This window comes from Caballeronia mineralivorans PML1(12), from assembly GCF_001028175.1.
Taxonomy (GTDB): Bacteria; Pseudomonadota; Gammaproteobacteria; order Burkholderiales; family Burkholderiaceae; genus Caballeronia; species Caballeronia mineralivorans.
Window position 1 is genome coordinate 1 of sequence record NZ_AEJF01000132.1, and the last position, 24402, is coordinate 24402.

The 24402-nt window shown below is 60.1% G+C and carries 17 protein-coding genes; 8 read left to right on the forward strand and 9 right to left on the reverse strand.

The annotated features are described in order from the left end of the window. Positions 1–498 (reverse strand): amidase family protein (locus EOS_RS21410; RefSeq protein ID WP_047848707.1); only part of this gene is annotated, 498 nt, incomplete at its 3' end. Between the two features lie 305 nt (positions 499–803). Between EOS_RS21410 and EOS_RS21415 the strand changes: the two genes are divergently transcribed. Further along, entirely contained in the window at positions 804–1343 is a 540-nt protein-coding gene (locus EOS_RS21415; RefSeq protein ID WP_047848708.1) for a GNAT family N-acetyltransferase, read from the forward strand. 2 nt (positions 1344–1345) lie between these two features. On the opposite strand, the gene EOS_RS21420 is transcribed toward EOS_RS21415, so the two are convergent. Both EOS_RS21420 and EOS_RS21425 read right to left on the reverse strand, forming a co-directional pair. Continuing rightward, positions 1346–2278 (reverse strand): LysR family transcriptional regulator, encoded by a 933-nt coding sequence (locus EOS_RS21420; RefSeq protein ID WP_047848709.1) that lies wholly within the window; start codon positions 2276–2278, stop codon positions 1346–1348. Beyond that, positions 2275–3831 (reverse strand): methyl-accepting chemotaxis protein, encoded by a 1557-nt coding sequence (locus tag EOS_RS21425; protein WP_047848710.1) that lies wholly within the window; start codon positions 3829–3831, stop codon positions 2275–2277. Before EOS_RS21425 ends, EOS_RS21420 begins: the two co-directional genes overlap by 4 nt. A gap of 390 nt (positions 3832–4221) precedes the next feature. On the opposite strand from EOS_RS21425, the gene EOS_RS21430 reads away from it, so the two are divergent. Genes EOS_RS21430 through EOS_RS21440 form a run of 3 tightly spaced genes read left to right on the forward strand, consistent with a single transcriptional unit; the run spans position 4222 to position 9997 of the window. Continuing rightward, positions 4222–4992, forward strand: a complete 771-nt coding sequence (locus EOS_RS21430; protein WP_047848711.1) for a putative hydro-lyase — start codon at positions 4222–4224, stop codon at positions 4990–4992. Between the two features lie 29 nt (positions 4993–5021). Further along, entirely contained in the window at positions 5022–6326 is a 1305-nt protein-coding gene (locus EOS_RS21435) for an MFS transporter (protein ID WP_047848712.1), read from the forward strand. A 29-nt stretch (positions 6327–6355) separates the two neighbouring features. Then, a complete protein-coding gene (locus EOS_RS21440; RefSeq protein WP_047848713.1) occupies positions 6356–9997 on the forward strand; it encodes a hydantoinase B/oxoprolinase family protein in 3642 nt (1213 codons plus the stop codon). Positions 9998–10052: 55 nt separating this feature from the next. Here the strand turns inward: EOS_RS21440 and EOS_RS21445 are convergent, their stop codons facing one another. Beyond that, on the reverse strand, positions 10053–11978 hold the full coding sequence (locus EOS_RS21445) for a potassium transporter Kup (protein WP_047848714.1): 1926 nt from the start codon (positions 11976–11978) through the stop codon (positions 10053–10055). A 412-nt stretch (positions 11979–12390) separates the two neighbouring features. Here EOS_RS21445 and EOS_RS21450 point away from each other — a divergent pair, with 412 nt between their 5' ends. Further along, complete coding sequence (locus EOS_RS21450) at positions 12391–14142, forward strand: S10 family peptidase (protein ID WP_047848715.1); 1752 nt, start codon at positions 12391–12393, stop codon at positions 14140–14142. A 33-nt stretch (positions 14143–14175) separates the two neighbouring features. Here EOS_RS21450 and EOS_RS21455 read toward each other — a convergent pair whose 3' ends face one another. From EOS_RS21455 to EOS_RS21465, 3 genes are all read right to left on the reverse strand, one after another. Continuing rightward, a complete protein-coding gene (locus tag EOS_RS21455) occupies positions 14176–14637 on the reverse strand; it encodes an Lrp/AsnC family transcriptional regulator (RefSeq protein WP_047848716.1) in 462 nt (153 codons plus the stop codon). 172 nt (positions 14638–14809) lie between these two features. Then, positions 14810–15262, reverse strand: a complete 453-nt coding sequence (locus EOS_RS21460) for an ester cyclase (RefSeq protein ID WP_047848717.1) — start codon at positions 15260–15262, stop codon at positions 14810–14812. Between the two features lie 205 nt (positions 15263–15467). Then, on the reverse strand, positions 15468–16742 hold the full coding sequence (locus EOS_RS21465; RefSeq protein ID WP_047848718.1) for a cytochrome c peroxidase: 1275 nt from the start codon (positions 16740–16742) through the stop codon (positions 15468–15470). A 256-nt stretch (positions 16743–16998) separates the two neighbouring features. On the opposite strand from EOS_RS21465, the gene EOS_RS21470 reads away from it, so the two are divergent. Then, positions 16999–18555, forward strand: a complete 1557-nt coding sequence (locus tag EOS_RS21470; protein WP_047848719.1) for an acid phosphatase — start codon at positions 16999–17001, stop codon at positions 18553–18555. Between the two features lie 112 nt (positions 18556–18667). Here EOS_RS21470 and EOS_RS21475 read toward each other — a convergent pair whose 3' ends face one another. Continuing rightward, a complete protein-coding gene (locus tag EOS_RS21475) occupies positions 18668–20566 on the reverse strand; it encodes a potassium transporter Kup (protein ID WP_047848724.1) in 1899 nt (632 codons plus the stop codon). A gap of 282 nt (positions 20567–20848) precedes the next feature. Here EOS_RS21475 and EOS_RS21480 point away from each other — a divergent pair, with 282 nt between their 5' ends. Then, positions 20849–21475, forward strand: a complete 627-nt coding sequence (locus EOS_RS21480) for a ParB-like protein (RefSeq protein ID WP_047848720.1) — start codon at positions 20849–20851, stop codon at positions 21473–21475. Between the two features lie 96 nt (positions 21476–21571). On the opposite strand, the gene rpoD is transcribed toward EOS_RS21480, so the two are convergent. Then, on the reverse strand, positions 21572–23455 hold the full coding sequence (gene rpoD, locus EOS_RS21485; protein WP_235442907.1) for an RNA polymerase sigma factor RpoD: 1884 nt from the start codon (positions 23453–23455) through the stop codon (positions 21572–21574). Between the two features lie 707 nt (positions 23456–24162). Between rpoD and EOS_RS21495 the strand changes: the two genes are divergently transcribed. Continuing rightward, positions 24163–24402: FAD-binding oxidoreductase (locus EOS_RS21495; RefSeq protein ID WP_047848723.1), on the forward strand; the 240-nt coding region annotated here is incomplete at its 3' end.

Below are 24402 nucleotides of genomic sequence, written 5' to 3' on the forward strand. Positions count from 1 at the left end.
GCCGGCCGCTGCTGCGGCCGCAGCACCGCAACTCGAGCCGCCCGGATTCATCGCGAGTTGCCACGGATTGCGGGTGACGCCGTGCAAGCTCGACAGTCCCGACGACAACATGCCGAAATCCGGCGCCGTGGTCTTACCCAGGATTACTGCGCCAGCCTCGCGCATGCGCGCGGCGACCGGCGAATCGGCGCTAGCCGGCTGCGGCCTCGATCCCGCGGAACCCTGCGGCACGAGGTCGCCTTCGGTCGCGATCATTTCCTTGAGCGTCACCGGCACGCCGTCGATTGTGCTGAGCGGGGCGCTCTCGGCCCAACGCCGTGTGGAGGCTTGCGCCTGACGGCGCGCTGCATCGGGATCGAACGCGTAGAGCGCATTCACATGCGGCTCCCAGCGGGCAACGTGCGCCAGTACATCCTCGATGTAGTCCACCGGCGTGAGTGTTTTAGCGGCGAAGCGCGCGGCAACTTCCCGCGCACTGAGATCGTACAACTCTGTCATGGTCGTCTGGCTCGTCGTAGTTCGAAGTGCTGGTTCTATCGGCGCCCGATGGCACTAACCGAACCGTTGCAGCGACAGTAACCGCGCAAAAATTTAGACTGATAGCGCGATTTGTACCGAACGGTGAGCACTTTTTTAGAACACTGACGATGCGCGACTCCCAGGTTCGCTGCCTGCATTCGCACTTTGCGGTTCCGATCCGAGCGGTTATATTCCTTGTTCCTTTCAGGCTTCCCTTCAAGCTTCCCTTCAGGCAGCGCCGTGAACGGCGTGCCCTGTTCTACCCATGCTCTTGTGCTTTGACCATGCCCGAATCCGCTCCCTTTTTAGAAACAGAACGCCTCATCCTTCGTCCTCCGCAACACAGCGATTTCGACAACATCTTCGCCATGTGGTCCGACATCAAGGTCGTACGCCACGTCACCGGTAACGCCTTCACGAAGGAAGAAGCGTGGGCGCGCCTGCTTCGAAGCGTGGGGCATTGGACGTTGATGGGATTCGGCTACTGGGTGGTCAGCGAGAAGCACAGCGGGAAGTTCCTGGGCGAAGTCGGCTTTGGGCAATACAAGCGCGGTATCGACCCGGAATTCGATGAAGCGCCGGAGATCGGCTGGATGCTGACGGTGTCGTCGCAAGGACAGGGTTACGCCACTGAAGCCGTACGCGCTGCGTTGCAGTGGGCAGACACACGCTGGCCCGAAGCGGAGGTGGTCTGCATCATCTCGCCGGAGAACGCCGCCTCGCTTGCGCTAGCCAGGAAATGCGCTTTCGCGCCAAGCCGTACGACGTCTTACAAAGGCAAGCCAACGGTAGTGTTCCAGCGCAAGGCACACTCGGCGCCTTGACGTTAAAGCCCTTCCAGGAAGTCTTTTTTAATCGACTTGGAGTAGGCGGAACACGCAACGTGCGCTGCATTGGCCGCGGCGTTCACCATCACGCTGGCATCGACCGGCTTGCAAAGCGATACGATGATCGGCGGCGGAACAGGTTTCAGCGGCAGCTCGACGAACTCGCCGCTTTGCAGTTCCTTGGCAACGAAAAGACTGGGAATACCCGCGACGCCATACCCGTCGCGCACCAGTTGAACGATCGCCGCCACCGACGGCGAGCATGTAATGCGCGTCTGTTCCGGCCGCATGTTCTCCTGCCGCGCCAGCGTATGCACGATGCTCTCCAGCGCCACTTGGGGTGCCGTGCCACGGCCGAACGTAACAATAGGCCGCTGCAAAACGCGCAGCGCAAGTCCTGCCGCGCGTCGTGACAACAGCCCGCGTCGCGCGATCCAGCGCACCGGATAACTCGCAATCGCACTCGATGCGATCTTGGTGCTGTCGATCCCTTCCACGCGGATGACGAGATCGAGCTCGCCGCTCAGCAAACGGCGCTGCAACACCGAACTAGAATCGACGGTGAGATCGACATCGAGCTTCGGATAGTTCGCGTTGAGATACGTGATGTAGTGCGAAAGCCAGCTATGGACGACCGTTTCGATCACTCCCAGCCGCAGCTTGCCGCCCACCACCACTTCCTGACCCGCCGCCTCGCGCAACGCACGGGCGGCGTCCACCACGTTCCTCGCGAGCCCGAGCAGGCTCTGCCCCGCAGTCGTCAAACGGAAGGCCGTTGAGGAACGATCGACCAGCTCGGTCTTCAACTCATCCTCGAGCGACTTGATGCGTAGCGAGATCGTCGCGGGCGTGGCGTGCAGGACACGCGCTGTCGCCCGAAAACTTTCGAGCTCGGCCAGCGTCACGAAGGTCTCGAGGAAGCGTGTATTCATGCAGGCGTCAGCCGGAATGACTGCATGGCCTCGCCAAGACGAAGCGCCTGGTCGTTCATCGAACTCGCTGCGGCCGCCGCTTGTTCCACCAGCGCCGCGTTCTGTTGCGTGGTGCCGTCCATCTGCGCAATGGCCCGGTTGACCTCTTCAATGCCCACGCTCTGCTGGTTCGACGCCGTTGCAATGTCTTCGACAATCGTCGTCACGCGTTTGACCGCCGTAACGATATCGGCCATTGCCTTGCCTGCGTTTTCCGCGAGTCCCGCGCCGTTTTCAATCTGCGTCAGCGAGGCATCGACCAGCACGCGGATCTCTTTTGCCGCGGCCGCGCTGCGTTGCGCGAGGCTGCGCACTTCGCCTGCCACCACGGCAAAACCACGGCCGTTTTCACCGGCGCGTGCCGCTTCCACCGCCGCGTTCAGCGCGAGAATATTTGTCTGGAACGCGATCCCGTCGATAACCGACGTGATCTCCGCGACCTGCTTCGAACTCGTTGCGATGGCGCGCACGTTCTCGACCACATCACCCACCACGCTACCGCCCCGCACGGCTTGCGCCGATGCACTCGCCGCCACCTGACTCGCTTGCGACGCGTTCTCGGCATTCGCCTTCACGGTGGAGGTGATCTCGTCCATCGCGGCCGCGGTCTCTTGAAGTGAGGCCGCCTGCTGCTCGGTCCGGCTCGACAGATCCGCGTTGCCGGTGGCAATTTCCGCTGCAGCGAGCTTGATGGCATCGGCGGCATCCTTCACGCGCGATACCGTGCCCGCCAGACTGTCGCGTGTATAGGCAATGGCCGAGATGACGCTCTCCGTATCGCCGGCCGTCACGTCGATGCGCCCCGTCAGATCGCCCGATGCAATCTGCCGCGCCAGTTCCGCAGCGGCGGCAGGTTCACCGCCAAGCGAGCGGCGCACGCTCTTGATCGCCAGTGACGCGAACAGAGAAATTGCCGCGCCGAGCGCGAACAGCATCAGGAACGAATGCCAGAGCGTGCGGTAGAACGCGGCCTGGATATCGTCCTGGTACGTGCCGGCAATCAGGTCCCAGTTCCACGGCTGATAGCGCTTCGTATAACCGAGCTTTGAGCTCGGTTCGGTCTCGCCCGGCTTCGGCCACCAATACTCGAGAAAGCCCCCGCCTTCCGGCGAGCTGCCGACCGCGGCGATCGCCTTGTAGAGCGCGTTGCCCTTCGCATCCTTCCAGTCCGACATGTCCTTGCCATTCAGCTTCGGGCTGATCGGATGCATGACCATGACCGAATTCGACCCAACGATGGTCACATAACCGCCGCCGTCGTACCGCAGGTCGCCGATGCGCGCGATCGCTTCCTGCTTCGCGGCGTCGGCGGACATCTTGCCGCTTTGCGCAAGTTTGTCCAGGCCGGCAGCAATGGAATACGACATCGCAACAATATCGCCCAGGTCGCGGTGACGCTCGGACAATTGCAAATCACGCGTCTGGTAAGCGTGCCAGACAGTCAGCGTCAGAAGGCCGAGCCACGAAAGAATCAGCGGCATCCATAACTTCTGACGCAAGGACAGACGGTTCATTTTTGTTTTCCAATTGAAAGGAACTGCGAACAAGAGAGTTGCAGGAGAACGAGCCCGCTGTTTCGCTTATCGGCAGCCTGGAGGAATTATTAACTCCGCCAAAAAAAACGCGTCTGCGCAATCGCTGTTTTTTGCAGGGTGTTTGCGAGCGGCCGATGCATTCTGGTTCGTCTGCATTTGCGCGGTAAAACACCATGGACAAAGGCATATAGCCTTTCCTGGCGTTCATTCGCCAAGTCAATCGCGCTAGGCCGACTACGTGAAAACCCCCACGAATCTGTTAAGAAAACCTTAACGCATGCGAGCGGAATAACTCGCTGGCGCAGCTATTTTTGCGCCCCTAACCTGCATCTCATCGCCTATTTCAACGCACCGTAAGGACCTGAAGCCATGCCGCATCTTTTCCGCCAGCAAGTCCGCAGCAAGCGTTTTACCGGTCCGACGGCCGGTCATTGCGGCGAGTTCGCGCAAGCCAATCTCGCCATCATCCCAAGCGTCTACGCTGAGGATTTCCTGCGCTTTTGCGTGCGCAATCCAAAAGCATGTCCGCTGCTCGGCGTGGGTGAACCGGGTCAGTGGAACGTGCCGGCGCTCGGCCGCGACCTCGATATCCGGACCGATGTGCCCGGCTACAACGTGTATCGCGACGGTGTGCTGTGCGAACAGCCCGACAATATTGTCGAACTCTGGCGCGACGACCTGGTGGTGTTTGCCATCGGCTGTTCGTTCTCATTCGAGCAAATGCTGGCGCGCGAACGCATCCCGCTGCGTCACGTAGACGAAGGTGTCAACGTGCCCATGTATCGCACGAACATTGCCAATCAGGCGGCTGGGCCGTTTGGCGGCAAGCTCGTCGTCTCCATGCGTCCGATGAGCGGCGCGCACGCTGTCCGCGCGGTTCAGATCACGAGCCGGTTTCCATCGGTCCATGGTGCGCCGGTGCATCTGGGCAGCCCGGCAGTGCTTGGCATAGATGACCTGATGCAACCCGACTACGGCCAACCCGTCTCGATCCACGAGCACGAGATACAGGTGTTCTGGGCGTGCGGCGTGACACCGCAAAGCGCCATTGAAAGCGCACGCCTGCCGTTCGCGATCGCGCATCGGCCGGGTCACATGCTCATGACCGATATCCCCAACGCATCGCTCGCTGTGCTCTGAGCGCCCGCTCACGAACCCTGGAGAAACCCATGAATACCGAAGCACGCTATGCGAGTACGCAAGTTGAAGCGCTGGCCGATGAACCCGCCAGCGGCGGCATGTTCGGCTGGTACAAACATACGACCCCAAGCGAAAAGCGCGCGTTCTGGAGCTGCAAGATCGGCTACGGACTCGACGCGATGGACACGCAGTTCCTGAGCTTCGTGATCCCCACGCTGATCGCAACCTGGGGCCTGAGCAAAGGCGAAGCCGGTTTAATCGGCACGGTGACGCTGCTGACGTCCGCGCTCGGCGGCTGGGTGGCAGGCATTCTGTCGGATCGCATCGGCCGCGTGAAAACACTGCAGATCACCATTCTCTGGTTCGCGTTCTTCACGCTCGTCTGCGCATTCGCTCAGAACTACACACAGTTGCTGGTCGCGCGAGGCTTGATGGGCTTTGGCTTCGGCGGCGAATGGACCGCGGGTGCGGTGCTGATCGGCGAGGTGATCCGGCCGCGCGATCGCGGCAAGGCAGTGGGCATGGTGCAGGCGGGCTGGGCGATCGGCTGGGCCGTGGCCGCAGGTCTCTATACGCTGGTGTTTTCGTTCCTCCCCGGCGACATTGCGTGGCGGGCACTGTTCGCGCTCGGGATCTTGCCTGCGCCGTTCGTGATCCTGATCCGCCGTCTTGTCGATGAACCCGAAGTCCACAAGCAACAGAAACAACGTGAACTGGAAACCAATGATCGCAGCTCTTTCCTTGAGATCTTTGCCCCCGGCATCTGGCTGACCACGCTGCGCACAGCCATTCTCGCCACCGGCACGCAAGGCGGTTATTACGCTATCACCACGTGGCTCCCGACCTACCTGAAGACCGAGCAGCACCTGAGCGTGGTCGGCACGGGCGGTTATCTCGCCGTGGTTATCGCCGGATCGTATGCGGGTTATCTGTGCGGCGCGTTTCTCAGCGACCGCTTCGGCAGAAGGCTGAATTTCATCGTATTCGCACTTGCTTCGATGATCATCGCGCTCGTCTATACCCGCGTGCCGATGAGCAACGGCCTGCTGCTTGTCCTCGGCTTCCCGCTCGGCTTCTTTGCATCGGGAATCTTTGCCGGGATGGGTGCGTTCATGACCGAACTGTTCCCCACGCGCATTCGCGGCTCTGGTCAGGGCTTTTGCTACAACTTTGGCCGTGCAGTCGGCGCGACCTTTCCGTTCCTGATTGGCTTTGTCGCGCAGAAGATGTCGCTGGGCATCGCGATTGGAACGTTCGCGGCAACTGCGTATGGCGTTGTCATTCTGGCCGCGCTGACGTTGCCGGAAACACGTGGCACGAAACTCACATCCTAAGTCATCCCTTATAACTGGATCTCATTGTCATGAAGCAGGCTGTTTCCACCCCCGTCCCGCAAGACCGTCGCTGGCAATTCTGGATCGACCGCGGAGGCACGTTCACCGATATCGTCGCGCGCCGCCCCGACGGCCACATCGTCACGCACAAGGTGTTGTCGGAGAACCCCGAGCGGTATCGCGATTCCGCCGTGCATGGCATCCGCGAATTGCTGGGCATCGCGAGCGATCAAGCCGTGCCGGCGGCACTCATCCATAGCGTACGGATGGGCACGACGGTCGCGACCAACGCACTGCTCGAACGCAAGGGCGCGCCGACCGTGCTCGCGATCACGAAAGGTTTCGCCGATGCCCTGCGCATCGCGTATCAAAGCCGGCCGAACCTGTTTGTGCGCCATATCGAATTGCCGACGCTTCTGTACGAACAGGTCGTCGAGATCGATGAACGGATCGGGGCGCGTGGCGAGGTGGTGCGCGAACTCGATGTCGAACAGGCGCACCGGGCGTTGCAAAGCGCCTTCGATAGCAGCATCCGTTCCTGCGCGATCGTGCTGATGCACGGCTACCGGTACACCGCGCACGAACAGAAACTCAAGGAACTCGCGGAACAAATCGGCTTCACGCAGATTTCGGTCAGTCACGAAGTGAGTCCGCTGATGAAGCTGGTATCGCGAGGCGACACCACGGTGGTCGACGCGTACCTGTCGCCCATCCTGCGCCGCTACGTCGGGCAGGTCGAAAGCGATCTCGGTGCGGTGCCGCTGCAGTTCATGCAGAGCAATGGCGGCCTCACCGACGCCCACCGCTTCCAGGGCAAGGACGCCATCCTGTCGGGACCGGCAGGCGGTATTGTGGGCGCGGCGCAAGTATCGAAACTGGCTGGCTTCGACAAGATCATCGGCTTCGACATGGGCGGCACATCGACCGACGTCACGCATTACGCAGGGGAATACGAACGCGAGTTTGCGACTGAGGTGGCAGGCGTCCGCATCCGTGCGCCGATGATGAAGATCCACACGGTCGCGGCAGGCGGCGGCTCGATCTGCAGTTTCGACGGCGCGCGTTTTCGCGTCGGACCGCAAAGCGCGGGGGCGAATCCGGGACCGGCGTCGTACAGGCGCGGTGGCCCGCTGACCGTGACGGACTGCAACGTGATGACCGGCAAGATCAGCGCACGCTGGTTCCCACGCGTATTCGGGCCGGACGGCGACCTGCCGCTGGATGCCGATGTCGTGCAACGCAAGTTTGTGGAAGTGGCGTCGGCGGTAGAGGCCGCGACCGGCGTCGCGCGAACGCCAGAAGAAATTGCGGAAGGATTCCTGAAGATCGCCGTCGAGAACATGGCGAACGCGATCAAGCAGATCTCCGTGCAACGCGGCTACGACGTGACGAAATATACGCTCGCGTGTTTTGGCGGCGCGGGCGGTCAGCATGCGTGCCTCGTAGCCGATGCGCTCGGCATGACTCGCGTCTTCATCCACCCGCTAGCGGGCGTGCTCTCGGCGTACGGCATGGGTCTCGCCGATGTCCGCGCACTGCGTCAGCAGGCGCTCGAAACGCCGCTCGATCTGGAGGCTCTCGCCACTTGCGAACAGACATTCGAGCCGCTCGAAACGGCGGCACAAAACGAAGTCGCCGGGCAACGCATCCTCGCCGACAACATCGCGTTGCGGCGCACACTGCATATAAAATACGACGGCACGGATACCGCACTCGAAATCGACTTCTCGATGGAACCCGCGAAGATCGAAGCGACGTTCGAGAGCCTGTATCGCGCGCGTTATGGCTTTCTCATGCCGAACAAGACGTTGATCATCGAAGCCATCGCGGTCGAAGCAATCGGCCGCACGCAGGACGCCGAGGACGAACAATGGCCACTGGCCGCTCACGCATCGGTGCATCCGGAGGCGCTCGCCAGCACGCGCATTTTCTCGGGCGGCGAATGGCGCGACACGCCCGTCTTCGACCGCGACGCGCTGGCGCCGGGTGCGCGTATCGACGGACCGGCGATCGTGAACGAGCGTACCGGAACGACGGTGATCGAACCCGGCTGGCAAGTCGTGGTGAGCAAGCACAATCATCTCGTCGTCGAGCGGACGACCGCGCTCGTCAATCGTCACGCAGCCGGTACGCAAGCCGACCCGGTACTGCTTGAAGTCTTCAACAACCTGTTCATGTCGATTGCCGAACAGATGGGCGTGACGCTCGCGAACACCTCGTACTCGGTGAACATCAAGGAACGGCTCGACTTTTCGTGTGCGCTCTTCGATACAGGCGGCAACCTCATCGCCAACGCGCCGCACATGCCGGTGCACCTTGGATCGATGGGCGAAAGCGTGCAGACAATCATCGAGCGTCGCGCGGGCACCATGCAAGCCGGCGATGTCTACGTCCTCAATGCGCCCTACGCGGGCGGCACGCACTTGCCCGACGCGACCGTCATCATGCCGGTGTTCGTCGGTGGCAGCCGCACGCCGACCTTCTATGTAGCAGCACGCGGGCATCATGCGGATATCGGCGGCATCACGCCCGGCTCCATGCCGCCGGACTCCACGCATGTCGATCAGGAAGGCGTGCTGCTCGACAACGTGCAACTCGTGGCGCAAGGGCGTTTCCTCGAACGCGAGATCCGCGATCTGCTGACCTCCGGTCAATATCCGGTGCGCAACGTCGAGCAGAACCTCGCCGATCTGCGTGCGCAAGTGGCCGCTTGCACGAAGGGTGCACAGGAGCTGGAACGCATGTGCGGGCAGTTCGGTCTGGACGTCGTGCGTGCCTATATGCAGCACGTGCAGGACAACGCAGAAGAAGTCGTGCGACGAACGCTTTCGGTGTTGAAGGACGGCCGCTTCGAATACGCCCTCGACGACGGAGCGAAGATCGTGGTGACGGTATCGATCAACCGCGAGACGCGCTCAGCCGTGATCGACTTCGAGGGCACGAGTGCGCAACAGCCGAACAACTACAACGCGCCATCGGCGATCTGCAAGGCGGCCGTGCTGTACGTGTTCCGCACGCTCGTGGACGACGACATCCCGCTTAACGCCGGTTGCCTGAAGCCGCTGGAGATCCGCATCCCGGCAGGATCGATGCTCAATCCGCACCATCCGGCGGCGGTCGTGGCGGGCAATGTCGAGACCTCACAGGTCGTCACCGATGCGCTCTACGGCGCCCTCGGCGTGATGGCCGCGGCGCAGGGCACGATGAACAACTTCACGTTCGGCAACGAGCAGTTCCAGTACTACGAGACCATCTGCGGCGGTGCGGGCGCGGGTCCCTCCTTTGCCGGTTGCAGCGCGGTCCAGACGCACATGACCAACTCACGCCTGACCGATCCCGAAGTGCTCGAATGGCGCTTTCCGGTACGTCTCGACGACTTCCGGATCCGGCGCGGCAGCGGCGGTGCGGGACGGCATGCGGGCGGCGATGGCACCGAGCGGCGCATACGTTTCCTCGCGCCGATGACCGCAGTGATCCTGTCCAACCGGCGCCGTGTCGCACCGTTCGGACTCGCGGGCGGCAAGCCGGGTGCGACGGGTGAGAACTGGGTCGAGCGAGTTGGGGAAACAAAGCGTGAAATGTTCGGCGCGAGGCATCAGGCGCAGATGAATCCCGACGATGTCTTCGTCATCCAGACGCCGGGCGGTGGCGGTTACGGCGAGGAGCCGTAAAGTCTGCTGGTCGCCTCGCTGTTTGCGAGGCGACCAGCGTCCAATCGTCCAAGCCTTAAAGCTCCACTCGCGACCCGAGTTCCACCACGCGATTGGTCGGCAACTTGAGATATGCCGCAACGTTACCGACGTTGTGCAACATGACGGCGAACAAGCGCTCTCGCCACATCGCCATTCCCTTGCCGCGTGTGGGGACCACCGTCGCGCGGCTCAGGAAATAGGACGTCTCCGACGGCTCGAACACAAGGCCGTATGACTTGCATGCTTCAAGGGCGCGCGGCAAATTGATCTCGTCCTTGAAGCCATAAGCGATCGTGACGTGATAGCAATCGCGGCACAGCGATTGCACCGACACGCGCTCGCGCTCCCTAACCCACGGAACCTCCTTGTTGGCAACCGTCAGGAACACCACGCGCCGGTGCAGCACCTGGTTATGCATGAGATTGTTCAGCAGCGCATGCGGCACGCCATTCGGATCGGGTGAGAGGAAGATCGCTGTCCCGCCAACCCGCACCGGCGAACGAGCCAGCAGCGATTCCAAAAATGGCTTCAGCGGCGTGGTCCCGGCCCGTATCTTGGCTTCGCCCAGCATCATTTCCCAGCCGCGCCCCCACGTGGTCATGACGGCGAACATGATCAGCCCGATAGCCAGCGGGAACCAGCCGCCCTGCGCGATCTTGAGTAGATTGGCCGAGAAGAACGTGGCGTCGATCACAAAGAAAAACACCGTGGCGCCCACGCACAGCAGCCAGTTGTAGTGCCACGCGTACCGCACCACGAAGAACGTCAGCACGGTCGTGATAAGCATGGTACCGGTGACAGCAATGCCGTAAGCCGACCCCAGCGCAGTCGATGAACCGAACCCGATGACCGCCGCCACGACCGCGACGAGCAAGGTCCAGTTGATGCCCGGAACGTATATCTGCCCGATCTCTTTCGCCGACGTATACACCACGTTCATACGGGGCAAAAAGCCGAGTTGCATCGCCTGCTTGGTCATCGAATAGGTGCCTGAAATCACGGCTTGCGAAGCGATCACCGTGGCTATCGTCGACAGCGCGACCATGGGAAAAAGCGACCATTGCGGGAACAATCGATAAAACGGATTCTGCACAGCGGAGGGATCGGCCAGCAACAACGCGCCCTGGCCGAGGTAGTTCAATGCGAGCGCCGGGAATACCAGGCCGAACCATGTAAGCCGGATCGGGCGCGCGCCGAAATGCCCCATGTCGGCGTATAGCGCCTCCGCGCCCGTTAGGGAGAGCACGACTGCCCCGAGGGCGACAAACGCGAACCACCGGTGATGCAGGCAAAACGCCAGCCCGGCAAGTGGGTTAAGCGCGACCAGGATATGCGGTGCGTCCATGATCTTGATGAGCCCCGCCCCGGCCAGCACGATGAACCACACCACCATGATCGGACCGAACACAGCACCAATGCCGGACGTCCCGTGCTTTTGCATCATGAACAAGGTGATCAGCGCGGCAAGCGTAACGGGGATGACATAGGGTTTGAGCAGCGGTGTCGCAACCTGCAAGCCTTCGACCGCGCTCAGGACCGATATGGCGGGGGTGATGACACCATCGCCGTAGAACAGCGCTGCGCCCATCACACCGACGCCCAGCAGGACATGGCGAAGCCGGGGCCTGTTCGCCACCGAAGACGCGGCCAGCGCCAGCAGCGCCATGATTCCGCCCTCGCCGTGATTGTTCGCGCGCAGGATGAGCGTCACGTACTTGAGCGAGACGACCACCATCAGCGACCAGAAGATGAGCGAGACAATGCCGATCACATTGCCGGCATCCAGCTTCAAGCCGTTGGATGAATCGAAGACTGTTTGCAGGGTGTACAACGGACTGGTGCCGATGTCGCCATACACCACGCCAAGGGCAGCCAGCGCCAGGCCAAACATGGCCGGCCGGTGCGGCTGGGGCTCGCCGACGTTCTCAGCGCCGGTTGCAGCGGGTGCATGTAGTCCCATGTCTCCTCCAGATGACCGCCTCCGGGCGCCTCTGGCCCCGGGTACGGATCGTCGGTCTGCTTGTTCTTGGGCGATCCGGAGGTCGGCTTAATTGTCAGGCGATTGTGGTTTGTTATCTCTGGTTGATCCAAGTATAGGAAAGCGTAAGCGGATCGGGGAATCGATGTCGTGCTCGAAGGCGCCAAGAATGTTTGATCGATAATCGCGCTAAGGGTTAACTCAAACGTCATTTGCCTCATGTTGTACTTATGACCGGCAAGCGCCTTGGCTAACACTACGACTTCGAAATACTTACATGCGCGCTTACAGATCCCGCATCGGAACTCCAACGACGAGAGCGCTATTGACGTCGCCGGCTGGCTTATCGAGAATCCAGCCTGCACCTAAGAAAACAAGAACAGCCGGGGCTAAGATGCGCGCTTGTTTCTACTCAGTGGTATGCGGTCTGATCGTGCTTGGTTTAGCCAGTGGTCCATTGGCTGTGATTGCCCAGGAGACCGGCGCAACGCCGCCCGAGAGTTCGAGCGCGTCCGACATGCAGGAGTCACCTGACGCGCCGTCTTCAGCGCCGGTTGGAACAGTGTTACGCCCGGAGACCGCCAGATCATCCGGGGCTGCGTCAGAAGCCAATGCTATTCGCCCCAGCCGGCCAGGCGCCACGCGAGCAACCGCCGCCGCAGCCAGCGATGCCGCCAGCGCGGCGAAAGCCGACACGCCGATACCGGTCCCGCCGGAAACCACGTCGGTTACGCGGCATTCAATCCGGCTCGATGGCAAGAAGATCGACTACACGGCCACGGCCGGCAATCTGCTTCTGCGCAACAACGCGGGCCAGGCTGAAGCAAGCGTGTTTTATGTCGCTTACTCCGTCGATACGAAAAACGCCGGCACGCGTCCCATCACGTTTCTTTTTAACGGCGGCCCGGGCGCAGGCAGCGTCTTTCTGTTGATGGGATCGTTCGGCCCCAAACGCGCACGAACATCGAGTCCCGCCATCACGGCACCGGCGCCGTACGTTCTATCGGACAATCCGGACAGCCTGATAGACACAACCGATCTGGTTTTTATCGATGCGCCGGGTGCCGGCTTTTCAAGGATCGTAGGCCGTGCGACCGGGAAACGCTTCTGGGGAGTCGATGAGGACCTGGACGCGTTCGAACACTTTATCGAGCGCTACCTGACGGTCAACCAGCGCTGGAATTCGCCGAAGTATCTGCTCGGCGAATCGTATGGAACAGCACGCGCCGCCATGCTTGCGTATCGTTTGAGCCAGAGCAATATTGCGTTGAATGGGGTCGTGTTGATGTCCTCGGTTCTCAACTCGGGAGCGCATGCGCCGGGGACCGATCTGGAGAGCGAGAGCTACTTGCCGACCTATGCCGCGATAGCCTGGTATCACGACAAGATCACGCCCAAGCCGCCGAGCTTGCCTGCATTCCTCGACGAGGTCCGCGCGTTCGCTTCGGGTCCCTACGCGCAAGCGTTAGCCGCGGGAAATTCGCTGCCCGAGCCGGAGCGCGATGCAATCGCCGCGCGCATTGCCCACTATACGGGCCTCGATATTAGTTATATCAAGCAAACGCGGCTGCAAATCTGGGCGTCGCGGTTTCGCAAACAATTGTTGAGAAGCGAGTCGCGCAGCGTGGGGCGTTACGATGCGCGATTCGAAGGCATTGATTACGACGACGCGTCCGAGAACCCTGATTACGACGCGTCGGTGACCAGCGTATCGAGCGCCTTCGACGCAGCGTTACACGAGCATCTCGCGCAAGACCTCCACTACGAAGCAAAGGATACGTATCGCGTATTCAATGACGATGCGTTGAAGCAGTGGAACTGGAAACATCGGCAGTGGTGGGGAGAACAGCTCACGCTGCCCTACGCAGCCGGCGACCTCGCCGAAGCGATGCGGCAAAATCCGCACCTTCGTGTGCTGTCGCTCAATGGCTACTTCGATCTGGCAACGCCGTTCTTCCAGACCGAATACGATCTGGCTCATATGGGACTGGACCCGTCGCTGCGATCGAACGTTCAACGCACGTATTATCCGACGGGTCACATGATATATCTGGACGATACAGCCCTGCATTCGCTAAAGGGCGATCTGGTACGGTTTTATAACGCTGGTCCGGCGGCGGAAACTTCCCAGCCCGCATCGCAGTGAGCGAGCTTATTTGCATTCCTGACGAATATTCGCTTAGGGCATCGGCAATCCCGCATTACGCTTGACCTCACGTAACGAAAGCGTGGACTCGACCGACGTTACTCCCGGCAATGCACGCAATACGTCGCGCAAAAACGTGCCATAGTCGTCCAGATCCCGCGCGACGATCTCCAGCAGATAGTCGGCGCTGCCGGAAATGTTGTGGCACGAAATGATGCGCGGTATTGCTTGTATTTCCCGCTCGAACCGGTCCGCCAGTTGCCGGTCGTGCACGCCAAAGCGCAACAGTGCAAACGCGACCAGACCAAGCTTTAATGCGGATTTGGACAAGATTGCCCGATACCCTTCTATATAACCTTCCGCTTCGAGCCGCTTAAGCCGGCGAGCACACGGCGTTTCGCTAAGGCCGACTGTTTCGGCGAGGCTTGCGTTGGTGGCGCGGCCGTCGGCCTGGATCGCTATCAGGATTGCGCGATCTATCTTGTCGAGTTCCATACGTCATCCTCCGTGGAGGATTCGAATGTTAGTGCATTCCGCCAAAAACCGCGATCTCCTAGCGGGAAATAGCTAACTCTCGAGCAGGGTCGTCTTGGAAAAATTCCGCTAAGCCGCCCTCTCTGCATTGCAGAGAGGGGGTATCGATATTTTCTGTCGAATGCTTGGCTTCCTAGCTCGGCCGATTCGCCAGCCCCGGCGGCAACTCGCCAATTTGCCGAAACAAGCCTAGCCAATCTTCGAGGTGCCACGTCTTCGCAATACAGTCGTCGCGGAGTTCATGAAAAGAATGAATCGCGAAATCGACCGGCTTCGAGGTCGCCGGAATGCCCATCAGCGGTCCAGACTGCGTGCCCGTGACCTTTGCACGCACACCGACCATGGTGTCGTGGATCAGGGCATCGAGAAGCGTGATTTTCATATCGGGTAGCGCGTGCAACAGATCTGCAAGCATAGGAGCCATCTGCTCCACGCCCACCGGTTGTCCCGATGCACCCGGAAGATACTGCCAGTCCGAGGTGACGGCCGTCCGTAGAAGCGATATATCCGCATGCTCGATCGCGCGATAAAAGCGAGTGATGGTGTCCCTCGCTGCGGCGTGCTCGACTTCGTTCGATGCAGTCATGTTCTGTCCTCTTCGGCGCCGGTTAAGCGCCCATAGGCAAGCAATCGACCTCCCGCTCCCGTTGTGTTTCGCTGCCTGAGAGAGGGTTTTAGCAATGATAAGCCACCTGGCCGATTACTCACAAAGACGGAACATGACCCCTTTTCAAACAGGAAGGTCCGTCGATCGCAACAGCGCTTTCTAGCGAACCCTTAGCCATGCACGTTCATTTCGCCGCCTGATATCCATCCGTCAGGGTATTCAAAAACGCGACCACGTCCTTGATTTCCGCCTCGTTCATTGCCGGCTTCTCACCGGGCTTGCGATCGAACGGCGGTTCCGTATTGACGTTCGCCCAATAGCGCTTGGGCAAGTCGTCAAACTTCTGGACCTTGCCGTGAACGCTCGGGTAAAACTTCTCCGGGTTCGTATCGCGTTGAACATAGAAACGCACGGCTTCGTCGAGCGAGTGATAGATCCCGTTGTGGAAAAACACCTTGCGTGTTGCCACATTGCGCAGCGACGGTGTCCTGAAGATCCCGCAATACTGCGACTGGCCCTTGAGATCCGTGCGCTCCGGACCGCATGCGCCGAGATCGTAATACTTCGGATCCTTGTTGACAGGCAGTGCCCGATTGCGCGGCACGCCAAGCGCAATCAAGCCGAAGTCGCTGAACTGCGGCGGCGAGCCGTCCTTGGCGCGCTGGCTGATATGGCATGCGGCGCAATTGCCCTTCTTCTCATCGTTGAATAGCTCGAGCCCATGCATTTCCGCTTCGTTCAGTTTCGCCTTGCCGGCAAGGAACGCGTCGAACTTGCTGGTGTACGGATAGAACTTCTGCGGCGTCTGCTCGAATGCTTCAAGCGAACGAAGGATGGCGTCGAAGGCTTTGTCTTCGTTGTTGAAGATATTCGCGCCGAACGCCTCGCGCAACTCTCCCGCATAAGGCGCGGCCCTGACGGCTGCGACCACTTGCGCCGGCGTGCTGCCCATTTCAAACGACGATGTCAGCGGAATCCGCGCCTGATCCGCGCCATGATCGACGCGGCCATCCCAGGTCAACCCCCCGGTCGGACCGGCATCGACGCTTTCATCGCCTTCGTCGTCGGAATCGTGGAAATGCTGCGTGAATTGCGGCACCGATTGCAAATAGCGCAGCGAAGGCACCGCGCGAAATCCCGGCTTGTGCAAGTCGTTGCCACCCAGTTGCACCGACAACGCGTTGGGTGGTCCGAACGCATGGTCCGGGCTATGGCACGACGCGCAAGCAAGCTTGCCAGACCCTGACAGCGATGGATCAAGGAACATCTTCTCGCCTACCGACGTCATCTGCTTAACCTGCGCAAAAACTTGCGCACGAGTTTTCGCTTCGCCTGCACTGTAAGACCCGGAGGGCGTAGCCGTTGATGCTGCATGCGAATCGCAACCGGTCAGGACGGCTGCCGACACACAAGCTGCGGTTAAGGACAGTAACAGGGAAGCGATGGATTGCATGTGCATAAGGCGTCATAGGGAAGCCGAAGCGTATGGCGTCGATGTGTCACTTCAATGACATAACAAATTCCCTTCGATTATCTGATGTAACCTGACATATTATTACTTAATGAAAGCTATATTAAATGTTACTGTCAAATCGGATTGGGACACTGCGGCACCGGCCAAAATCGCTCGACTGCCTAAGCACACTTAGTAAGCGCACTTAGTAAGCACACTTAGCGATTTCCTCGCCGGTCCCCCCAACGACCGAGACCTATCGATGAATAAGAAACTCGTCCTCGCCGTGCCACTCACGGCGTCGATCGCACTCGGCTTGTACGCGTGCGGCGGCAATGACGACAAACACACCGACCTCAACTCGGTGAAGAACATTGTCGTGATCTATGCAGAGAACCGCAGCTTCGACAACCTCTACGGCAATTTCCCGGGCGCCAACGGCTTGCAGAGTGTGACCGCCGCGAGCGCGCAGCAGCTCGATCGCGACGGCAGCGTGCTGGCAACCCTGCCGCCGATCTGGAACGGCCTGACCGCAACCGGCGTGACACCCGCCGTGACGCAGGCCATGACGGCGAACTTGCCGAACGCGCCGTTTGCCATCGACGATCCGGCTGGTTTCAACACACCTTTGTCGCTGACGACGCGCGATCTGTATCACCGTTTCTATGAAAACCAGATGCAGATCGATGGCGGCAAGAACGACAAGTTCGCTGCGTGGGCCGACTCGGGCGGTTTCGTCATGGGTCACTACAACACCAACGCCGACAAGCTGCCGCTGTACAAGATCGCCCAGCAATACACGCTCGCCGACAACTTCTTCATGGGCGCATTCGGCGGTTCGTTCCTGAACCACCAGTGGCTTGTCTGCGCGTGCACGCCGATCTATCAGAACGCGGACAAGAGCGTGGCGGCGGGATCGATTTCGTCGGTGAACGCCGACGGAGTGTCGCTGAAACTGGCGGCTAACTCGCCTGCTTCCGCCATCACAGGCACGCCGAAGTTCGTCAACTCGGGCAACCTGACACCGGATTTCTTCGCGATCAACACAATGCAGCCGCCGTATCAGCCGAGCGGCAATGCGCCGGCATCGGGCGGCGACGCAACGCTGGCCGATCCGGCTGTGGCGACCACGCTGCCGCCGCAAACGCAGACGCATATTGGTGACTTGTTGAATACGGCGAACGTTTCGTGGGCCTGGTACGGCGGCTCGTGGGGCGCGGCGCTGACGGACCGCACGAAGATCTACGGCTCGACAAATTCAGTGCCGAATTTCCAGACGCATCACCAGCCGTTCAACTATTTTGCCGACCTGGCTCCGGGCACGACGAACCGCACGCAGCACTTGCTGGATGGCGGCACGGACGGCACCGCGTTCATCGCGGCAATCGATGCGGGTACCTTGCCCGCGGTGGCGTTCTACAAACCGCAGGGCAACTTGAACGAGCACGCGGGTTATACGGACGTAGCATCGGGCGATGCGCACATCGCGAACGTGATCCAGCATCTGCAGGCTAGCCCGCAGTGGAACAACATGGTCGTGGTCGTGACGTACGACGAAAACGGCGGGTTCTGGGATCACGTTTCGCCGCCCAAGGGCGACCGCTGGGGTCCGGGCACGCGCATTCCGGCGCTGGTGATTTCGCCTTACGCGAAGAAGGGTTTCGTCGATCACACGCAATACGATACGACGTCGATCCTGCGCCTGATCACGACACGGTACTCGTTGCCCAAGCTGCCGGGCCTGACGGCGCGTGATGCAGCGATGGTCGCAGCGGGCGGCAAGCCGATGGGCGACCTGACCGCGGCGCTGCAGTTCTGATGCTCTGATCGTGGGGCTTTACGGCGGCGTTGTTTGCCGCCGTGGTGTTGAAGCGCGATGCGGCCATCGGCACATCGCGCTTTTTTTCGTCCGTAGGCCTTAAGTACCGCCCTTACATATTGATCTGTCCGCCCAACTCAACCACGCGGTTAGGCGGCAAGCTGTAGTACTCCGCCGCCTGCGCCGCGTTGCGGCCCAAAAACGCGAACAGCTTTTCGCGCCAAAGCGCCATCGTCTTGCTTTCCCCTGTCGCACGAATCGTGTCGCGGGCGAGGAAGAACGAGGTATCGGCGGCGTCGTAAGTCCAGCCGGGTATCTGCTTCTGGATCAGCGTCAGAAGCACCGGCACGTCCGGAATCTCCATGAAGCCGTGACGTACCCTGACCGCGTAACAACCGTCACCAAGGTCTTCCACCACCGCCTTGTCCGCGTCCCGTACGTGGGGGACGTTGTCGGTCGTCCCGGCAAGAAAGATGTTCGTCTTGTGCAGCACGCGGTTGTGCTTGAGGTTATGCATGAAGGCCGTCGGGGTCATGCCGGCTACACCGCCCGGGAACACGGCAGTCCCGTCCACGCGTGACGGCGGGTGACTACCCCTGCACAGCGAATGGATGATTTCCTTGAGCGGCAGGTTCTCCGATTTCATCCGGTCGATCAGCGTTTCGCGCCCCTTATGCCATGTCGTCATGATCGTGAACAGCGTCGCGCCCGCAAGCAGAGGGAACCAGCCGCCGTCAGCTACCTTGCTGACGTTACTCGATACGAACACCGCATCCACCACCGCAAAAGGACCGATAACAAGCGCCGTGACCAGCGGTTTCCAGTGCCAGAGGGAGCTCGTGATGAAATACATCAACAGGGTCGTGAGCAGCATCGTGGAGGCCACCGCAATGCCGTAGGCAGACGCGAGGTTATCGGATGATTTGAAGAACACGACGAGGAACACAACCGCCGCGTACAGCGAGAGATTGATGAACGGGACAAAGACCTGCCCGATCTCATGTGTCGAGGTATGAACGATCGGAATGCGCGGCAGGAAACCAAGCTGCACGGCCTGCTTTGTCATGGAGAACGCACCCGAGATAACCGCCTGCGACGCGATGATGGTCGCCGCCGTCGCCAGGATCACCAGGGGCACGAGCGCCCAACCGGGGGCCGATTCGAAGAACGGTTGTTTTAACGTGGACGGGTTCGTCAGCACCAGCGCGCCCTGGCCGAAATAATTCATCACCAGACTCGGCCAGACCAGAAACATCCACGCCAGGCGGATCGGCTTTTTGCCAAAGTGCCCCATGTCCGCATACAGGGCTTCACCGCCCGTCAGCGCCAGGAAGACCGAACCCAGCACAATGAACGCAGTGCCCGGGCTATGCGCGAGGAAACCTAAGGCGTACGTTGGCGAAGCGGCTTCAAGAATGCCCGGATGCTGAACAATGTGAAGAAGCCCAAGCGCCGCCAATGTCAGGAACCAGACCACCATGACCGGGCCGAAGACCTTCCCGACCACGCTGGTGCCGTGCTTTTGAATGGCGAACAAACCCGTCAGGATAACCAATGAAATGGGCACGATCCAGGCGGTCAGTTGGGCATCGACGAGCGTCACGCCTTCCACTGCCGATATCACCGAGATGGCCGGCGTAATCATGGAGTCGCCGTAGAACATGGCTGCACCGAACACGCCGAGCGTCAGCAGGACGTTGCGCAAGCGCTCGGGAGCGACACCCGACGCCAGAGCGGTCAAGGCAAGAATGCCGCCCTCGCCGTCGTTGCCTGCCCGCATCACGAAGCTGACGTACTTGAGCGTGACCACGATCAGGATTGACCACAGGATCAGCGAGACGATGCCGAACACATTGGGCTGACTCACTCCGCCCGCGGCCTTCAGGCATTCTCGAAGCGTATAAAGCGGACTTGTTCCGATGTCTCCAAAAACGACGCCGACAGCGCCGAGCATTAGAACGGGTGCGCCTTGAACAACTTTGGTCGAAGAATTTGCGACGGATGCTGACATATGCCTTTCGCTCGATTTGTTAATCATCGCCACTATCCGGGATCGGCAACAGCCTAACCGGTTTCATCGGCACGGACCTCGGCATTTACACCAAGCGCACTTCAACTTCCCCATAACAATAACCGTGAAAAATGACGGTGAGTGAAGTGAAGAAAAAATGCGAAGCGGGCGCGTTTAGATAACCGGATCGGCGCGCATTTCCCGCGCGTGCCGCGCTGGAAACTTGTTGGCTGGCAATTCGTCGGGTACGCTTGCCACTTGCTCAAGGACTCAGCGCTCACTATGAAAAAAATTGTCAGGCTGGAATTGAAGCAAATTCATCCGACGCAGGTAACGGCAGGAATGCTTGAAGTCGATGAAAAGCGCAAACACTTCGCGTCCCTGTCCGAGGACGAATTGAAGCGCGCGCTAAAGGCCGCGCCCATTCCGGCCGTATTAGGCCGCGACGGAACTCACTTCGCCACAGACCATCATCACCTGGCGCGGGCGCTTTTCGACGCCCAGATTAATTACGCCTATGTTGAGGTCATGGCGGACCTTTCAAAACTGAAAGGCGATGCGTTCTGGCTGGAGATGTCGAATAGACGCTGGGTGCATCCCTATGACGAGCACGGCATTTTGCACGGCATTGCCGCTATTCCGTCTAATGTCTCGGGGCTAATAGACGATCCGTATAGGAGCCTGGCGGCATTTGTACGGAACGCGGGTGGCTATATTAAAACGCTCGAGCCGTTTGCCGAATTCCAGTGGGCGGACTTCTTTCGGACCCGCATTCGCTTGTGGACTACGTCGTTTCAGTTCAGCGCTGCCGTCGAGCAGGCCGTGCATCTTGCGAGAAGTCCGGATGCGCTGGTGTTGCCGGGGTTCTATAAGACCAAGGTCAGTGGTGCGGCGAATCCACGCGCCTGACGGATAGGTGTCGTTCAAGCAAAAAGGGGGCTGCCAACGGCAGCCCCCTTTTAAACATCGGCAGAACCCTTCCGGGCTCGCCGGCGCCATCCAGGCTTAATGCGCCAAGAACGACCGCAACTTCTCCGACCGGCTCGGATGCACGAGCTTGCGCATCGCCTTGCTTTCGATCTGGCGAATCCGCTCACGCGTGACATCGAACTGCTTGCCGACTTCTTCCAGCGTATGGTCGGAAACCGTATCGATACCAAAGCGCATCCGCAACACCTTCGCTTCACGCGGCGACAACGAATCCAGCGCATCCTTGATGGCCAGACGCATGTCGGCGTGCATGGCGGCATCCGCGGGCGATTCGGTGGCCGAATCTTCCACCATGTCGCCCAAGGTCGTATCGCCGTCTTCGCCCAAAGGCGTTTCGAGCGAAACCGGTTGCCGCGCAATCTTGAGAATGCTGCGAACCTTCTCTTCCGACAAATCCAGCCGCACAGCCAGCACCGACGGATGCGCTTCTTGCCCCGTCTGCTGCAGAATTTCCCGCGATACGCGGTTCAGCTTGTTGATCGTCTCGATCATGTGAACCGGCACGCGAATGGTTCTGCCCTGGTCGGCGAGCGAACGCGTCACAGCCTGACGCACCCACCACGTGGCGTACGTCGAGAACTTCCAGCCGCGCCGATATTCAAACTTGTCGACAGCCTTCATCAAGCCGATATTGCCTTCCTGAATCAGATCCAGGAAATGCATGCCGCGATTCACGTACTTCTTGGCGATGGAAATGACCAGACGCAGATTCGCTTCCGTCATCTCGCGCTTCGCCTGACGCATCTTGTGCTCGGCGGACGTCATCTGCTTGTTCAGCGCCTTCAGTTGCAACAGCGGCAGCATCAGGTTCGACTCGATCTGGATCAGCTTCTGTTGTTCCGCCTGAATGGCCGGCAGGCTGCGTTCCAACGCCTTGCCGTACACATTCGATGCCGCAGCGTGACGCGTCGTCCACTCGAGATCCGTCTCGTGGCCGGGGAACACTTCAACAAACTTTTCACGCGGCATGCCCGCCAGATCGACAGCGATCTTCAGGATACGGCGCTCGATAGCGCGCACTTGTTCGACCTGCTCGTGCACTTCGGCGCACAAACGGTCGATGGTGCGAGCGGTAAAGCGGATCGACGCCAGCTCGCGCTGGATATGTTCCTGCACGCTCGGCCAGTCGCCGGTGCGCGAATCGTCGGCGATATAAGCCGCGTGGAATGCATCGAAATGCTCACGGACGTTCGCGAAAATAGGCACGCAATCGCGCAGCAAATGCTTGAGCCGCGTTGCGTTTGCACGCGTGGCCTGTTCGTCTTCGGTCTCGCCGTCTTCGTCGTCGCTTTCCGACGCGAGTTCTGCCTCGTCGATCTCGTCGCCGGCATCCACCGCCACGTCGTCGTCCAGCGTGTTGTCCTTGAAGCCGTCGACCAGTTCGTCGATGCGCAATTCGCCCGCCACGATCTTGTCCACGGTCGTGAGCAGCATGGCGACGGTCGACGGGCACGTGAAGGCCGCCTTGATCATCTCGCCAAGACCGTCTTCAATGCGCTTCGCGATCTCGATCTCGCCGGCACGGGTCAGCAGTTCGGTGCTGCCCATTTCGCGCATGTACATACGCACGGGATCGGTCGTCCGGCCGAATTCCGAGTCGACGGTCGCGAGCGTGACTTCCGCTTCTTCGTCCGATTGTTCGTCCGATACCGCCGTGGGGGCGGAGTCGTTCAGCAGCAGCGTCTCGGAGTCCGGCGCTTCTTCATAGACGGCCACACCCATGTCGCGGAACGTGCTGACAATGGTTTCGATAGCCGATGTCTGAGCAAAGTTACCCGGCAGGTGATCGTTGATCTCTGCGTGGGTCAGGAAACCTTGCTGTTTTCCCAGCTGAATCAACGCCCGCATCTGGCGTTGACGTTCATCGGCTTGCTCGGGCGAGCAAACGCTTTCGTCCATTGAAGGGCGCGACAGCTTGTCGGCAGACCCACGACGGGCTTTCGATTTTTTTGCAGGGGCGCCGTTGCCGGCAGTAGATTCGGTTGGATCAAAACTTGTCATACATTTCCTCGACAGCTTTGCTCTGTAATGACAAACCAGTGCACAAGCGGTTAGACACGAGCACTATCGTGACGGCCAACGGGGTCGTCACCTCGGGTTCAGCTATTCAGCTAATCAATGCGTTGATTCGAGCAAAACTGAATCAGTTGGAGGCGGGGCGCGCTAACAAGCGCAGGATTCGCGCGGGCCTGACAGTCTATAGCAACTTGGTTGCGACTAGTGCGGTAAACGCCAATATCAGCCGCATCTAGTAGCCTCGCGCGGCAAAACTACAACATTTAGCTGGGACAAGCTCCCATTTGCGGACGAATCGAGCGGAATCAAGGCCATAGAGACGGTACAGGTCCGGATATCGTCCCCCAAAAATCCTATGCGCTTACGGTCCTGAACCACGGGTTTTTCTCAGCACAGAGACAATTTGTCGCAGCCTGAATCGGGTCGATTCGCCGAGACCCGTTCGATCTGCCTCACTGGCGATAACGCTTACTTTAATCGCATCCCGATCAAATACATTTCAATGCGATTTTTTTCTACCTATCCTCTTTTTCAGACGCGGCCGTTTTCGGTGATCCGAGCGACCGCCGGTGCCTATCGAGGAACGGGACATGAAGAACGTCACAGCGTTGATCGCAGCCCTGGAAGCGGAAATCGGAGCCGATGCCGTCCTGACAGCGGAATCCGATCTCGCGCCTTTCACGGAAGACTGGCGCGGCCGCTATAAGGGTCCGGCAGCAGCGGTCGTCCAGCCTTCGAACACGGCGCAGGTGGCGGCCGTCGTGCGCTTGTGTGCGGCGTACGGCGTCCCCGTCCTGCCGCAGGGCGGCAACACCAGCCTGTGCGCGGGC

Excerpts from the sequence above, each read along its gene's own strand:
- EOS_RS21420 (WP_047848709.1), bottom strand. The coding sequence starts at position 2,278 with ATGAATACACGCTTCCTCGAGACCTTCGTGACGCTGGCCGAGCTCGAA.
- EOS_RS21480 (WP_047848720.1), top strand. The coding sequence starts at position 20,849 with ATGAAAAAAATTGTCAGGCTGGAATTGAAGCAAATTCATCCGACGCAG.
- EOS_RS21475 (WP_047848724.1), bottom strand. The coding sequence starts at position 20,566 with ATGTCAGCATCCGTCGCAAATTCTTCGACCAAAGTTGTTCAAGGCGCA.
- EOS_RS21415 (WP_047848708.1), top strand. The coding sequence starts at position 804 with ATGCCCGAATCCGCTCCCTTTTTAGAAACAGAACGCCTCATCCTTCGT.
- rpoD (WP_235442907.1), bottom strand. The coding sequence starts at position 23,455 with ATGGACGAAAGCGTTTGCTCGCCCGAGCAAGCCGATGAACGTCAACGC.
- EOS_RS21430 (WP_047848711.1), top strand. The coding sequence starts at position 4,222 with ATGCCGCATCTTTTCCGCCAGCAAGTCCGCAGCAAGCGTTTTACCGGT.
- EOS_RS21445 (WP_047848714.1), bottom strand. The coding sequence starts at position 11,978 with ATGGGACTACATGCACCCGCTGCAACCGGCGCTGAGAACGTCGGCGAG.
- EOS_RS21460 (WP_047848717.1), bottom strand. The coding sequence starts at position 15,262 with ATGACTGCATCGAACGAAGTCGAGCACGCCGCAGCGAGGGACACCATC.
- EOS_RS21455 (WP_047848716.1), bottom strand. The coding sequence starts at position 14,637 with ATGGAACTCGACAAGATAGATCGCGCAATCCTGATAGCGATCCAGGCC.
- EOS_RS21435 (WP_047848712.1), top strand. The coding sequence starts at position 5,022 with ATGAATACCGAAGCACGCTATGCGAGTACGCAAGTTGAAGCGCTGGCC.
- EOS_RS21425 (WP_047848710.1), bottom strand. The coding sequence starts at position 3,831 with ATGAACCGTCTGTCCTTGCGTCAGAAGTTATGGATGCCGCTGATTCTT.
- EOS_RS21465 (WP_047848718.1), bottom strand. The coding sequence starts at position 16,742 with ATGCACATGCAATCCATCGCTTCCCTGTTACTGTCCTTAACCGCAGCT.
- EOS_RS21450 (WP_047848715.1), top strand. The coding sequence starts at position 12,391 with ATGCGCGCTTGTTTCTACTCAGTGGTATGCGGTCTGATCGTGCTTGGT.
- EOS_RS21440 (WP_047848713.1), top strand. The coding sequence starts at position 6,356 with ATGAAGCAGGCTGTTTCCACCCCCGTCCCGCAAGACCGTCGCTGGCAA.
- EOS_RS21470 (WP_047848719.1), top strand. The coding sequence starts at position 16,999 with ATGAATAAGAAACTCGTCCTCGCCGTGCCACTCACGGCGTCGATCGCA.